The organism is Desulfitobacterium elongatum (assembly GCF_055378975.1).
The window spans coordinates 3,067,471-3,081,814 of the sequence record NZ_AP038772.1 but is presented as its reverse complement, the minus strand read 5'-3'; the positions used below and the strand labels follow the sequence as shown (position 1 = coordinate 3,081,814).

Annotated in this window: 17 protein-coding genes; 14 read left to right on the top strand and 3 right to left on the bottom strand. The window is 42.7% G+C overall.

What is annotated here, in order from left to right; all coding sequences use genetic code 11:
- The first annotated feature begins 8 nt into the window (after positions 1-8).
- Positions 9-446 (top strand): DUF2383 domain-containing protein, encoded by a 438-nt coding sequence (locus ACZ42W_RS14395; protein WP_464166034.1) that lies wholly within the window; start codon positions 9-11, stop codon positions 444-446.
- A gap of 530 nt (positions 447-976) precedes the next feature.
- On the opposite strand, the gene ACZ42W_RS14390 is transcribed toward ACZ42W_RS14395, so the two are convergent.
- A complete protein-coding gene (locus tag ACZ42W_RS14390) occupies positions 977-1,291 on the bottom strand; it encodes a hypothetical protein (protein ID WP_464166033.1) in 315 nt (104 codons plus the stop codon).
- Between the two features lie 263 nt (positions 1,292-1,554).
- Here ACZ42W_RS14390 and ACZ42W_RS14385 point away from each other — a divergent pair, with 263 nt between their 5' ends.
- Entirely contained in the window at positions 1,555-1,818 is a 264-nt protein-coding gene (locus tag ACZ42W_RS14385) for an antibiotic biosynthesis monooxygenase (protein WP_464166032.1), read from the top strand.
- Positions 1,819-2,027: 209 nt separating this feature from the next.
- Positions 2,028-2,648 (top strand): hypothetical protein, encoded by a 621-nt coding sequence (locus tag ACZ42W_RS14380; protein ID WP_464166031.1) that lies wholly within the window; start codon positions 2,028-2,030, stop codon positions 2,646-2,648.
- A 119-nt stretch (positions 2,649-2,767) separates the two neighbouring features.
- Here the strand turns inward: ACZ42W_RS14380 and ACZ42W_RS14375 are convergent, their stop codons facing one another.
- On the bottom strand, positions 2,768-3,412 hold the full coding sequence (locus tag ACZ42W_RS14375) for a hypothetical protein (protein WP_464166030.1): 645 nt from the start codon (positions 3,410-3,412) through the stop codon (positions 2,768-2,770).
- Between the two features lie 198 nt (positions 3,413-3,610).
- On the opposite strand from ACZ42W_RS14375, the gene ACZ42W_RS14370 reads away from it, so the two are divergent.
- From ACZ42W_RS14370 to ACZ42W_RS14335, 8 genes are all read left to right on the top strand, one after another.
- Complete coding sequence (locus ACZ42W_RS14370) at positions 3,611-6,403, top strand: helicase C-terminal domain-containing protein (protein WP_464166029.1); 2,793 nt, start codon at positions 3,611-3,613, stop codon at positions 6,401-6,403.
- A 53-nt stretch (positions 6,404-6,456) separates the two neighbouring features.
- Positions 6,457-7,101, top strand: a complete 645-nt coding sequence (locus ACZ42W_RS14365) for a phosphatidylserine decarboxylase family protein (RefSeq protein WP_464166028.1) — start codon at positions 6,457-6,459, stop codon at positions 7,099-7,101.
- Entirely contained in the window at positions 7,091-7,618 is a 528-nt protein-coding gene (gene pssA, locus ACZ42W_RS14360; RefSeq protein WP_464166027.1) for a CDP-diacylglycerol--serine O-phosphatidyltransferase, read from the top strand. Before ACZ42W_RS14365 ends, pssA begins: the two co-directional genes overlap by 11 nt.
- Before the next feature lie 50 nt (positions 7,619-7,668).
- The gene (locus tag ACZ42W_RS14355; RefSeq protein ID WP_464166026.1) at positions 7,669-7,827 is read left to right on the top strand and encodes a hypothetical protein; all 159 of its coding nucleotides are present in this window, start codon (positions 7,669-7,671) and stop codon (positions 7,825-7,827) included.
- 231 nt (positions 7,828-8,058) lie between these two features.
- On the top strand, positions 8,059-8,409 hold the full coding sequence (locus ACZ42W_RS14350; protein WP_464166025.1) for a recombinase: 351 nt from the start codon (positions 8,059-8,061) through the stop codon (positions 8,407-8,409).
- Positions 8,410-8,640: 231 nt separating this feature from the next.
- Entirely contained in the window at positions 8,641-9,105 is a 465-nt protein-coding gene (locus ACZ42W_RS14345; RefSeq protein WP_464166024.1) for a hypothetical protein, read from the top strand.
- A 185-nt stretch (positions 9,106-9,290) separates the two neighbouring features.
- A complete protein-coding gene (locus tag ACZ42W_RS14340; protein WP_464166023.1) occupies positions 9,291-9,437 on the top strand; it encodes a hypothetical protein in 147 nt (48 codons plus the stop codon).
- A 21-nt stretch (positions 9,438-9,458) separates the two neighbouring features.
- Positions 9,459-10,343 (top strand): DUF1858 domain-containing protein, encoded by an 885-nt coding sequence (locus tag ACZ42W_RS14335; protein ID WP_464166022.1) that lies wholly within the window; start codon positions 9,459-9,461, stop codon positions 10,341-10,343.
- 94 nt (positions 10,344-10,437) lie between these two features.
- On the opposite strand, the gene ACZ42W_RS14330 is transcribed toward ACZ42W_RS14335, so the two are convergent.
- Positions 10,438-10,623 (bottom strand): ferredoxin, encoded by a 186-nt coding sequence (locus tag ACZ42W_RS14330; protein WP_464166021.1) that lies wholly within the window; start codon positions 10,621-10,623, stop codon positions 10,438-10,440.
- A 148-nt stretch (positions 10,624-10,771) separates the two neighbouring features.
- On the opposite strand from ACZ42W_RS14330, the gene ACZ42W_RS14325 reads away from it, so the two are divergent.
- The 3 genes from ACZ42W_RS14325 to ACZ42W_RS14315 all read left to right on the top strand — a co-directional run bounded on the left by ACZ42W_RS14325 (position 10,772) and on the right by ACZ42W_RS14315 (position 14,145).
- On the top strand, positions 10,772-11,284 hold the full coding sequence (locus ACZ42W_RS14325; RefSeq protein WP_464166020.1) for an N-acetyltransferase family protein: 513 nt from the start codon (positions 10,772-10,774) through the stop codon (positions 11,282-11,284).
- Between the two features lie 286 nt (positions 11,285-11,570).
- Positions 11,571-12,365 carry a sporulation transcription factor Spo0A gene (gene spo0A, locus ACZ42W_RS14320; RefSeq protein WP_464166019.1) on the top strand — a complete coding sequence of 265 codons (795 nt, stop codon included), beginning with the start codon at positions 11,571-11,573 and terminating at the stop codon, positions 12,363-12,365.
- Between the two features lie 322 nt (positions 12,366-12,687).
- Complete coding sequence (locus ACZ42W_RS14315; RefSeq protein WP_464166018.1) at positions 12,688-14,145, top strand: aminopeptidase; 1,458 nt, start codon at positions 12,688-12,690, stop codon at positions 14,143-14,145.
- Positions 14,146-14,344 lie beyond the last annotated feature (199 nt).

The window sequence follows — 14,344 nt, the reverse complement described above, 5'->3', positions numbered from 1 at the left end:
GCTTCCGTATGGATCCTGCGTTTAAAGTATTCAATCAGATACTCAAAGGTGAACACATGGCCATCGAAACCTATCAAGCCTATATTGATTCCCTCCCTAATAGTCATTTGCGTAATCATCTAGTGGCTATCATGACCGACCATAAAGCACATGCCTCCCGCATCTCGTACTATATCCAGACGAATGGAGGAACGGTTGAGGAGGGAACTAGTCTTGCAGGACTAGCTACTAAGTGGTCAGCTAAGATGATGAATGGGGAAGAGAATGACCCTCTCGATATGTTGGAGAAACTATACTCTGGCGAAGACAAAGGACTGGCTCGTGCAGTTCAACTTTCAGAAGACATCTTAAGCGATGCAGAACGAGAAGTCTTAGCCCCTATTTTTTCGGATGAGCATGATCATTTGAAGCAGCTTTTAGGTTTGAAAGAAAATCACTTTGAGTAAGTACTAGTTTGAGAAACCTGAAGGTGCTACCCTTAAGCCCTAAAAGAATGCCCTTAAAAAGACCAGATAGCGTAGCTTCTCGCACAATAGTGAACGATTTGCGGCGAAAGGGCGATAAAGCGAACGAAGCTTTCGTAGGCGAAATCCGTCGTAGGGTTTCGGCCTTAGCTAGCGTAGCCACCTGGTTCACTTCAGGTATTACCCTGAGGTTTGGCGAAGCTCCTAAACAAGTGCGATAGTCCCACTGGGACTATCGGGAAGCGAGTTCGCGCCTTCGTCCGAATGCTCCGCCGCATTCGAGACCCGGAGCGCTGAGTACGTGAGTCTCCCGAAAGGCGTGGTAGCCTTTCGGCCCTAGCGTGGAGATTCACGCCCGAAGGTCCGATGTGCGAGAAGCTACACGACCCCATCTTCTTCATCTTCAGATTATGCTACACCGAAGTGTGAACATCTACCCTATAACATAGAGAAAGAAGCTTGCTATCCAAAGCCAAGCTTCTTTTTGTAACCATAGTATTCTTCTAGAAAATCTAAATATCGAGGCGTTGCTGTTTGAGAGAAAGTTGTCGTTTTGCCAAAACGGCGGCTACTCGTTCATTGTCTCCTAAAGTCACTCCATTAAGTCTCCATTCACGAAATGCTTGCCAAAATTGTTGTTCAGAAATCCTGCGAGTATATCGTTCAGACTCTTCGTCATAAGGCCAAAAGACATCAACCCAAAGGGTCCCTTTTGTGCTAAGTACGAGAATAAAATGATTTAATTCTGGGTTGGGAGATTCGGTTTCCTTCATGAGTATATGAGATCGACCACTTGGGAAGTCTGTTCGCAGATAAACTAGCTTCATCAGAATCCTCCTTCTGCAATACAATGAATCGACTCGTAGATCAAATCTAAGTATAGCATGAGCCAAGTAAAAAAACGACGAGTAAAATGTTTGTAAGGCGTATGTCGAGGCTGTATGATTTGGATATTCCTTTTCGTAGTCTTTGCACTATAGCTTATGTGACGAATCAGGTCAGTGTGCGTGAACGGGATATATCACGTATGGAAGCTGTGATGCTGGGATAGACTAACCCTTGAGAAACGCTTATCAGGGAGGTTACCTACATGCTTACAATTGTTCATACATTTGATGCCCCAGATCGGGATCGTCTATTAGCAGATATTCGAACCGGATTAGATACGGTTGAGCGTGTTGGAGGCTTTAAATTCGCCTCTATCAATGAGCAAACGAATTCTAATGATATTATGGTTATGTCTAAGTGGGAGAATCGGGATGCCTATGAGAATTGGGCTTCAACGGTCGGCGAAAATAAGGCTTTCAAACAAGCAACACCTCAAATGTTTGAAATCCTAGAAGAGAAATATTAGGTGGGTTACACCATAAAGCTTCTGTCATAGTTGAAGGGGAATCCAGGGAAAGTTTTTCTGGATTCTTTTTTATTCGTATTTATTATAGATATTTAATAGACTAATAAAAATATTTGAAAATTACAAATATTAAGATGATTTTAATATTAAATCTGTGTATAATAAGAGTAATCAAGATTTTAGATAGGATTTAGTTGGGGGTGTTTAGAATGAGGTTAGCATTATCAACCTTTAATCCAGTGAAAGAATGTCAAAGTTGCGAAGATCGTGAGGAACTTGAAGTTTCGTCACACATACTATCGTATCAAATCGCCCATCAATTACTCATGAGTGTATCGGGACAAATTCATGTGGATGGGAATCGTTTAATTCTTGACCTTGATTCTCATGAACCCCTCCATTTTGATTTGCGTTCGGGTTCTCTAAGCACGAGGAGCTTAAGTATTCCGCTCGTACAACGTTATCAGCAGGATAATCGAATCGATGAATTGACTCGTCAGATTAAAGAGGAACTTCAAATCGATTCTGCTAAGGAAGGGCATCAAATTGATCCGATTCATACGTTGCTCGTAAAGTTGGTCGAGATTTTCCATGCCCGCTGTGGTTTGCATATTCAAAGCGTTCAGACACAGGGGGATAAAACTCTATGGGAGATTCAATTGTGTGAAGGTGGACCGAGTGGTTGGATTCAAAGTGATGGGGTAATCCGCAATCGCTTTGGGGAAGAGGCAAATTTGAAGGATTGGAGTCAATTGCGTCCAGAGAAATTTGCTGCATACGTCTTCGGCTTCAATCGGTTCTGCCGGCACTACTCAAGTCCAGTAAAGTAAACGTGTTGGAGCCAAGGCTGAACATCAAGTGATAGGTGCGAGACTCTACCCCCATAAAACCTAAATTATAAGGGAGTGTTGCAAAACTACTAGTAAGTAGATAGCAACACTCCCTTGCTTTACTTCTCATTTGACTTTTTTAGCATCTCAATAAATTCTTTAAATGAGGATTGAAGGTTAGAATTTGGAATTCCTTGTAGGACCAATACCTGGTTCAAGATGACTCGTCCTGGATTCTTACCTTCGACTTCAATTTGAATGGAAGATATATCTAAAGTATATTGTTCGTCATCAATCAGGAGGTTGAACTGTTTAGCTTGGGGAAAATTCGCCTCAAGTAAAACTGTTTCGGCTACAGGATTTGTAATTTCTTGGGGAGTTACTTCACTAACTTGTACTTGGCTTTTGGGGACTTCTTGTTTTTGGGAGTTATCCTTGATTTCTTGGCTTGAGGCTTCGCTAGTCAGTTGAGTTTCTTTAGTTAATTTACCTAATTCACCCTCTGAGCTTACCTTGTCTGGATTCAAATGGGTATGAAGGTCACCAAGGACAAAGGAAGCCTCCAGAAGGAGTTTTTGAAGCACGGCGGCATTGGAGTTCCACGTTAATTGAATGGGGGTTTTCTGAGTCTCGCCTTCGGGTGACACCTTGACGATTGAATAGATATTGTCTTTGGTAAGAAAGGGTCTACTCGTGCAGCCGCTCATCAAGAGGAGTAAAACGAGAATTCCTACCCAAGTGGATAGTCTACGTAGGTTTGTCAAAAAAGCAACCTTCTTCCAATGGGAATTATAAGAATAGACAAAAGATGGAAATTCGTAAGAAGAGATAAGAACAGTAGACAAAACAAGCTATTAATTCGCTCTTCTCTGTCAAAATCCTTCTTTTGGCCCTTTAAAAAGAGCGGTCATTGATTAGCAGTAAAAAACTGTGTAAAATGACACTCAGAAAGGGGCTTAACCATGTATAAAGGAAAGATTGTAATCATCGATCTTGAAACCTCTGGGTTGGATATTTATCAGGATGAAATTATCGAATTCGCAGCCTGGTGTATTCAGGATGGAAAAGAGCCAGAGGCAACGAGCTTTCTAGTACGAACAAGGAAACAAGTTCCTGATCGAATATTAAGTCTCATCAGAATCTCCTCAGAAGAACTACGTCAAGCATCGTCAATAGAAAGTTATCTGATGGAAATAATGAGTCTTCTTGAAAATGCAGTCATTGTCGGACATAATATAGGTTTTGCTTTGGGAATTCTTGAAAAATCACTTAATGTACACTTCGAAAATCCCGTTTGGGACACACTCGAATTAGCTCGTATCTTTTTCCCATCCATGAATCAGTATCGACTTGTCGATTTAGCGAAGAGACTTGAGATAGAAACCTCTGAGAACGTTCATCGTGCCTTAGATCAGGCAGAGATTTCTTGGAAATTGCTTGAAGCCTGTTGGGATAAAGGGATGGAATTCGATTTGAGCTTCTATCAACGGGCACTTCCACTCGTGGAAAACTCTCGCGTGTCAGGTTTTCTTAAGGAGCTTGAAGCTACGATTAAAAGAAGATTTCCTGATCGACTCATTCGGACTGATCTTGTCCTCTATAATCCCCAGGAGGGGCTTTTTTCTCAAGCATCCAATGCGGACACTACCTTACCAGGGAGTTCTAAGTGGATTGAAGAGTGCTTCGAGCCGGGAGGCGTTCTAGAGAATCATCTCAAGGGCTACGAAAGCAGGCCAGGACAGTTTAGAATGGCTAAGGCTGTAGCAAAAGCCTTACAGACTTCAGGCCAACTTGTAGCAGAAGCAGGGACAGGTACGGGTAAATCCTATGCTTATTTAATTCCGAGTTTATGGTGGGCTAAAAAAACGGGGAAGAAAGTTGTTGTAGCGACCCATACGATCCCTTTGCAAGAGCAACTCTTCAAAAAGGACTTACCCATTCTGGCCAATGTATTACCTTTTTCCTTTAAGGGAGCCTTGCTCAAAGGAAAAGGAAATTATCTATGTCTGAAAAAGTGGTTGTGGTTGCAAAGCTATTATCACGATTTGAACCTGAGTGAGAAGCTCGCCTTGCTTGGTATCATGGTATGGTTAAGAGAGACAGAAAGTGGAGACTGGCAAGAGGTTGCGCAGATACCGAGCTTGTCGAGTATCTGGAGTGATTTAAATGCAGACTCTGAAAGTTGTATTCCTGGCAAATGTGCGGAATCTAGTCGCTGCTTTATGCTACAAGCTAGGAAAAAGGCTGAGGAAGCGGATGTCGTCATCGTTAATCATTCTCTACTTTTTTCGGATATAAAAACAGGGAATAACGTATTACCCGAGTATCATGAATTAGTGATTGATGAAGCCCACCATCTTCATCAATCCGCTCTAGAGCAACTCGGTCATGAAATCAGCCTCGAGCAGTTATCGCGTGCCTTAGACTTAATACACCGCCCCGTTGGTGGGAGTTTCTATGGAAATATCAAAGCCAAAACAGGATTTTGGGCACGGTTGATGCCGGTTGAGGTATGGGATCGTTTTCTTGGGCACCTAGAAGAATTGCCTGGGTCTTGCCGAGATATCTATGAACAAGCCGAGGAGGTATTCATGATTCTTAGCCAGATCTTGGGGGAGAATCTATCCTATCGCTTAACGGCACAGAGCCGCAAGGAATCCTGGTGGGAGACTCTTGAAATTCAATTTGAAAATCTTCAGGGGCGGTTAGGGAGAACGATTGAGCGCTTACGTTCTATGCTTAATTCTTTAGCAGGTCTTGATATCGAAGAATGTGAGGCGCTTGGATTTGAAATCTCTGGGCGAATCCGCGAATTGGAGGGGATTCGGGACTGCTTCGCTTTAGCTCTTCAGGTAGGTGAGCCGACTCGGGTGAGCTGGTTGGAACGAAGCAATCGATTAACCCTCAAGACCTCTCCAGTGGATGTCAGTGAAATACTCAAGGAAAAACTTTTTTCCTTACTTGATTCAGTGGTCTTGACTTCTGCGACGGTTAGTATCGCCGGTTCTTTCCGGCATTTTCTAGGGGAGGTAGGGTTGAGCCCAGATACGCCTACACTCCTTGTAGAGTCCCCCTTTGACTATGAGCGTCAGATGCGCCTATTTATCGTGAAAGACCTATTAGATTCAAAGCACAGCGAGTTGTTCCGTATCGAAGAGGTGGTCGAGTTTATCGCCGATGTGACAGGACGAATGCAAGGTAGAACCCTTGTCCTGTTCACCTCCCATCGTTTTTTAAGAGAGATTCATCTACCCTTAAAACAGCGTTTAGAGGAAGCCGGTTTAGAGTTATTAGCGCAAGGGCTGGATGGAAGTCGTAACGCCATACTGGAAGAATTCCTCAAGAATCCCAAGTCTGTATTGCTTGGGGCAAATAGCTTTTGGGAAGGAATTGATATCCCTGGAGATAAGCTATCCTGTGTCATTCTCATTAAACTCCCTTTTTGGCCTCCTAGTATGCCCTTGATTGCAGCACGGTCTGAATATCTAGAAGCCCGGGGTAAAAATTCTTTTAGTGATTTTCTTCTTCCGGAAGCAGTATTGCGATTTAAGCAAGGCTTTGGGCGTTTGATTCGGTCAAAATCGGATCGTGGCCTAGTCATTCTTTGTGATGCACGAGCCATCGAAAAACGTTATGGAAGGGTATTTCTAGCCTCCCTCCCTGTACGAACGCATATACGAGCAGAAAAATCTCAGATTCTCGATAAAATTGATTCTTGGCTTGAGGTGGAATGTCAGAAGGAAGCGCTTTTCTAATCTTGCGAAAGATGATACACTAGAGGAAATTGGATGAGGAGGTCTAGTCTTCGGTGAAACAGTATCCCATTTCCCGTGACGGCTGGTCGTACCTCTGGGTGCTTGCGGTGTTAACTATTCTGGCTTATTGGCTCAGGTCTTGGTTGGCACTCTTGCCAGGAATTCTCTTCTTTCTCATCTTGTTCTTTTTTCGTAATCCCGAAAGAGAAATTCCAGAGGGCGAGGGTACACTTTTATCACCTGCCGATGGGGTTGTGTTGGATGTTGAGCGAGTATTTGAAGAGAGATTTTTTAAAGGAGAAAGCATCCGTATCCGAATCTACTTAAGCCAATTCAATGTAAATGTCAATCGGACCCCCATGAGAGGAAAAGTTGTTTACCGCGCTTATCGTGAGGGTAAGATGCTTCCCATATTTAAAAACCATACTTCAGAACGAAATGAAAAAAATTATTTGGGTATACAGAATGAATATGTGAGAATTCTAGTGACACAAGTTAACGGATTTATGACACGCCGAATCGTGTGTTGGGTCAAAGATGGTGACCAAGTAGAACGTGGAGAGCGGTTTGGATTGATTAAATTTGGGTCCTGCACAGAGATTTTTCTCCCGCCAGATGTTGAAGTTACAGTAAGCCCGAGGGATAAAGTACGTGGCGGAGAGACAATTATTGGGAGAGTGAAAATTGATGAACGGTAGTCCTATTAATGCCCGCATGATACCTAGTCTGTTTACGTTAGCCAATTTATTCTTTGGCTTTTTAGCGATCCTTTGGACGATCGATGGAAATTATCGGTTTGCTGCGGGGTTAATTATTTTAGCAGTTCTCATGGATAGTATGGATGGGAAGGTCGCTCGCAAGCTGTCGGTTAGTTCGGATTTTGGTAAGGAATTGGATTCCTTAAGTGATGTTGTTTCCTTCGGGGTTGCTCCAGCGATTTTGACCTATAAGGTTTTTTTGGAAGGACATCTTGGCTATTGGGGGATGTTCATTGCCGCTGCCTTCGCGCTTTGCGGTGCAGTTCGTCTAGCACGTTTTAATGTCTTAAATATCACGACTCATTTTGTAGGCGTACCCATTACCTTTGCAGGAGGGTTTATGTCCCTTCTCGTACTCTTTCACAAAACACTACCCTGGTTTATTTACCCTATCTCAATGTTGATTCTAGCTTTCCTCATGGTCTCAACCTTTAAAGTTCCGAAGTTAGGGAAGTAGTTGATAAATAATGCCCCCATAGCGTAGCTTCTCGCACAAGAGTGAACGATTTGCGGCGGAGGGGCGATAAAACGAACGTAGCTTTTGTAGGCGAAACCCGTCGTAGGGTTTCGGCCTTAGCTAGCGTAGCCACCTGGTTCACTTCAGGTATTACCCTGAGGTTTGGCGAAGCTCCTACGGAAGTGAGTTCGCCAGCCCTGGAGCGCTAAGTACGTGAGTCTCCGGTGGAGATTCACGCCCGAAGGTCCGATGTGCGAGAAGCTACACGACCCCATCCATCTTTTTCATTACTAGAGTACTTCACAGCGAGAACGGGGTTTACTCAGAAGCAAAAAGGTACAGAAACTCTCACGTTTCTGTACCTTTTTTTGTCTCTTTTCACCCATCGAAGTCACGCGGCATATAGTATGGCACGGAAGCACTTGCATGGGGGGAAAGAAATGGATAATCAACAAGTGAATTGGGCGAATGTTGGATTAAGAATGGTTCAAGGTTTAACTACGACGATTGATGCAATTCGCCAATTAGATGCTCAGGAAGCCTCTTTGGTTATGCGGTTACTAGGGAAAACCTGCATGAAGACGATGAAAGAAGGCGTCGGGCACCAATTTGGGATCGCACTTGTCGAGACCAGTGCTCAATTAGCAATGAGAGATTCCTTAGTCGTTGAGGATGTTTTAAAGATAATTAGTTCAATTATCGGGAGACTATACTTTACAGCTAATACTGAGGAAGATAAGCAACTGGTTGCCCAACTTGAAGAAGCTGTAAAAAACTACCAGATCGTTTGACGTCGCAAGGGGGGGGCTAGCTGCATACAATGTGGTTGAAAGAGGTGATTTGAATGAAGGTTTATTATGTTCGTCTGCCTGAGTTCGTACTCAACTTTCTCCGTAAAGTCTTCAATTAGCTTGAGTAATTGCAGATGAACTGCTAATAAAAAGAAGATTTTACTTAGGACATGACATGAAATGGATTTTTCCTCCTATAAATAATAGTAAAGACAAGCAAGGAGGGAAAATATGGGTCATAGTCGTTATGTCTGGATACTGGGTATTACTTTAATGTGTTTAATTGGAATCACAGCCTGGAAGTCTCCTCAAGTCGTCATGGTGGCATTGGCAGAGCCTCAATATGCAGATTCACCCCGGGTAGCTGTACAACGCTTCTGGGGTTATCTGGATTCTCGGCAGCTTGATTTGGCAGAACAACTTCTTGTTTCTAAGCAGATGAATCCGCTCGGGAAACACGAGGTGGAGCAATGGGAAGCTAAAGTTGGACAAAATCCTTTGATCACCTTGAAAAAGTTGGACTTTGTTGATTCTCCAATTCCCAACGTAATCATGGTTAAGGTCGAGTGGTCCTCCCCCTTAGATGAGAAGATCTCCGAAACCTATGTGATGGAGACTCAGTCTACCCCAGAGGGCTGGAAGATCGTTCAGATGAAGAAAGTGAGTGAACAATCTCTCGCAAGTTCCCTTGAATGACGACGAACAAAAACGCGCAATGCGCGTTTTTGTTGTTTTGGAGTATATTTCCGCTCTTTAACGTTCAAACTTGATGAGAGATAGAAAAAAGTGTTCTAAAAAACACACACAGATGTGCTGTAGGTCACATCCCAACCTTATTTACCGTGTTAAACTAGTCATAGATTTTAAAGGAGGTCCTGAAAATGGTAGATACAAACAAGGAAAATCTCGAATTAGAGTGCTCACATTGTGGAACAACAAGTGAACTCACACCTGTTATCACTTATGTTCATCAAGGTGAAGAGAAACATGTCTGTGTACATTGTCTCCCCATGTTAATTCACGGTTAATTCATAGATGAGGTGGAACGGATGAAGTTTACGTTGGATATGAAGCTCAAGGACATCATGGCCGCAAACCCCAAAACGGTTGAGGCGATGCAGGAACTTGGCTTGCACTGTTTAGGTTGTCCTTTCTCAGTGAATGAGACCCTATTAAATGCAGCTCAAATGCATAAACTCGATGCCAATGAACTTTTGGAAAAGATAAACTCGGTAGAACAAGGTGAAATGTCAGAGGCTGCTAAGTCAAAAGCGCAGCCTGCAGGCGCAATTTTGCAAATGGATAAAAAGACCTTTGCTATCGCTCCTCATATCCCGGCTGGAGTTGCAACCCCGGATATCCTTCGCAAGATCGCAGACGTCGCTGAGAAATATCAAGCAGCGGCGATCAAGGTGACCTCTGCACAGCGGATCGCTATTGTTGGCTTGCAGCCTGAGGATGTTCCAAAAGCTTGGGAAGATCTCGGAATGGACCCAGGACATGCTGTGGGGCTTTGCGTTCGAAGCGTCAAAGTATGCCCAGGTATGACCTTCTGTAAACGTGGCCTTCAAGAGACTCTTGGCATAGGAACGGAAATCGACAAACGATATCATGGGATGACTCTACCTTCGAAATTTAAGATTGGCATAGCGGGTTGCCCCAATAAGTGTACTGACTCAGCTTCGGTTGATTTAGGAATTATGGGAACGAGTAAGGGATACCATCTTTACGTGGGTGGAAATGGGGGCGTAAAGCCTCGCATGGCAGACTTGTTGCTTGAGAACCTTCAAGCGGATCAGCTCATCCCTGTCATTGATTCAGTGGTTGAGTACTATAAGGAAAAAGGTAAACCCCAAGAACGCCTTGGACGTTTGATCGATCGAATCGGCTTAGAGGAACTTCGTTCACATGCGCAACAGGCTATTGGTGCCTAAAAACGTCGGTGTTAACTGGTTTTCATAGTTTTATTAAAAAAAGGGAGCGTATCGAACATTTCGATACGCTCCCTTAACTGTCGCTACTTAATCGTCAATCGATATGAATGGCATCGACCGGGCAACCATCCGCAGCTTCTTGAGCAGATTCTTCAGCTGTGCTAGGAACAGGATTTACGTATGCCTCGGCTAACCCTTCATCGTTCATTCTAAATACCTCTGGGCAAATTGAAGGACACGCACCACAGCCGATACAGTTTTCATCTACAGATGCCTTCATGTTAGAAAAAACCTCCTTAACCTTAAAACTCAAATTTCTCCGATGGCTACCGCCACTAAGATTTGCGCTTTTTTATTCTCTCCTTTACGGAACTGGTTATACATCTAATTTTTATGTTAAGATTATGGAGAATTAAGGAGGATGAAAAATGAACCCAAATACACCTTTTATTTTGCGCAAATCTGAAGTTGGAGATTTAGAGCGCATCAACGAAATTTATAATTGGGCTGTTCAAAATAGCGTCGCAACCTTCGACCTTGAAGAACGCACGAAAGAGGCAGCAGAACGTTGGTATCACTCGCATCAGGACCCCTATTATCCTTTATTAGTCGTAGAGATTAATGGGGAGATAGCGGGTTGGGGAAGTTTGTCTCCTTTTCACCCTCGTCCAGCATATAAGCAAAGTGGGGAATTTTCCATCTATATTGCTCCGGAGTGGAAGGGTAAACGAATGGGGGATGCTCTCCTGCAAGAACTGTGTTCGATGGCAGAACACCTTGGATATCATACTTTATTGGGACTTATCACGGCGACGAATGAAGCAAGTCTATGCCTTGCTAGAAAGCACAGTTTTTCTGAGTCAGGAAGATATCGTGAAGTGGGGAGAAAGTTCGGGCAACTTTTAGATGTCGTCGTTGTCCAGAAGATATTTGAGGAATAGCCATTAAGTTGGATGAAAGTTCTTTTATATTCGTGATTTTCTTCTTAGAATTATCCCACCTGGAGAATAATGGAAATATTTGATGAACGAATAATTACCACATTTATCCAAGATGGTTGTTATATCAAGGCGTAAACTTGCAAACCTCGGAATACATACTTACTTATTTTTTACGATTTCGACATCTAAGCTAACGTATAATAAGGTCACCGGCAAGACAAGAGAGATATGACATTATAACGAGATATTAGGACCGGAAAATACCATAAGGCGGGATGATAGCGGAATGGGTAAGAAAATCAAAATTGTTGTCGCAGATGACAACCGTAGCCTATGTCAAATGTTGCAAGACTTTCTTCACAGCCAGGAAGATCTTCAGGTCGTAGGTATCGCGTATAATGGAGTGGAGGCCTGGGAACAGATTCAATCCCAAGAACCTGATTTGGTCATTATCGATTTGGTTATGCCTAGCTTGGATGGGCTAGGTGTTCTTGAAAGAATTAATGCTCGGGCAAGTGCCTCCCGTCCTAAGATCATTATGCTGACAGCTTTTGGACAGGAATCTTTAACACATCAGGCTATGGTATTAGGGGTAGATTATTTTATCCTAAAGCCCTTTGATTTAGAAATTCTCGGTAAACGGATCCGGAGCCTGACCCAGGATACACAAGCCGTACCGGCTATGATGTCTTCCTCTGTCAGCCCAGTTACAAATGCGGGAAGTCGTGTTAACCTAGGTGCAGAGGTAACTTCAATGATGCATCAGATTGGAATTCCCGCCCATGTCAAAGGGTATCAATACATAAGGGACGCCATTCTGATGGTTGTTGAAGATGTCTCTCTCTTAGGAGCGGTTACAAAGGAACTGTATCCTGCTATTGCAAAGAAATATGATACAGCGCCAAGCCGAGTAGAGCGGGGGATACGGCATGCCATTGAGCTTGCTTGGGAACGGGGTCATACGGAAACACTCAAACGGATTTTTGGTTACTCAATGAATATTGAAAGGCAAAAACCGACAAATTCCGAGTTTGTAGCACTTCTGGCCGATAAATTAAGAGTGATGAGCAAAGTGAGTTAGACATAGATAGATATAGAAGTAAATATGATATAAAGCATATATAACATAAACGGGCTAAGTAGCCCGTTTTAGTTTTTTGGTCATTAAAAGTAATTGATTCATTCAAAAAAATTTGACCGTAAGCAGGAAATGACGGACATATATCGAATAAAACTAGTATATTTTTTCTATAATAGTTTGTTTCGTTGAAACGTGTACTAAAAAGTCTACTTTCATGGTGTCCTTTTGTAAGGCTAGGCTTTCGAAGTTTCGGAAGACAGTACAGTTTAATCGATTTCTAGAGCAAGCTGCATTCTAAAAAAAAAGATGAGTAAGGTGAACCATGAAAGATATTAGCGTACTAAGTGATTTAGAAAAAGTAAAAGCGATCTGTGATCCTTTAAGGATTAAACTGTTGAAATTACTGATTCACCAGAATTTGACAGCTAAACAACTTGCAAGTCAGGTTCATCAATCGTCCTCCAAGATACACTACCATGTTAAGGAACTCGAAAAACAAGGTTTGATCGAATTGGTTCACACCGTGGAGAAGGGTGGAATCTTAGAAAAGTATTACCGGGCTGTCGCTAATAACTATTTTATCGATCAATCCTTAGGGGATTATTTCGAGAAGAATGAAACGCGGTCCGTTGATTTCGTAAAGAAGGATATCCTATCATGGAGGAGAGTTCATCGATTAAAGGTTGACGTTCAAGCCTTAGCTCATAAGATCGTAGAGACAAGTCTGCAAATTAAACAGGGCGAAGTGGTCGCAATTATTGCAGGAACGCAACAGATGGATCTCATAGAGCCACTTACTGTCGAAATACAAAGGGTCGGGGCGTATCCCTTGTTAACTCTGAATACGCCAAGAGTTAAAGAGCAGCTAATCGAGGAAGCTAGCTCGCTCTATCTTGAGAAATACTTTAGACTATTAGCAGAGACCTTTCGCCCAGTAACGACACTCATTATGTTAGAACACATTGTCGACCCCTTTATGGTCAAGGGTATACCCCATGAGCAAGTTGAGTCCTATCGCAAGGCATGGGCCAATGTCCGCAATCAACTTTATGAGAGAAAAGTTAAATGGGCCTTTATTGGTTATCCCACGCATACTCAAGCAGCCAATATGAACCTTGACTTCATTCAATTACATGATACCTTCTGGAAGAGCATCGATATCGATTACCATCAACTAGAAGATTCAGCAAGTATGCTTGCTGAGATTCTGAGACAGGGTAAGAAGGTTCAGATCCGATCTGCAAAAGGTACAGATTTGTCGCTTTCTATCGAAGGTCGAAATCCTTTGATCGATGATGGAATGATTACTGATGACGATTTGAAGAAGGACGATACGTTTATAAATTTGCCCAGTGGAGAAGTTTATCTCGCACCGATAGAGGGATCTGCAGAAGGAAGCGCAGTCTTTGACTTGGGTTATTATCAGGGTGAACGTATCGAGGGAATTCGCCTGAGATTTTCGAAGGGTAAAGTTGTTGAATTTTCCGCTAGTAAGAATGGAGATAAGCTTAACCAATTTTTTGAATCGGGTGAAGAGGGGAGAAGGGTCCTTGGAGAATTGGGAATAGGCCTCAATCCCTGGATCAAACAGATGATCGGCTACCAAGTTTGTGATACCAAGCAATTAGGGAGCATTCACCTAGCGCTCGGCGAAAATAGCATCTTTGGTGGGAAAAATAGTGCTTCCATACATTGGCCATTAGTTATGACAGATTTGGATCTTTGGGTAGATGGTATTCCTCTCATTGAAAATGGGGAGCTTCTTTTAGATGCTAAATAAATAGATGCCAAATTGATTTGCCAAAATAGAAAATACCCATATTGAAAAATTGGAAAAAATTAAATTGCTTGTTCAAAAAAATTTTATTAGACAAATTTATTTTTGGCCTGTACACTTAAGTAGTTAGAGTGAAACTTGCGAAGTAGATAAAAAAGATGAAGTCTAGTTCGTAAATTTACAGGCCTAAATAAACCACCAT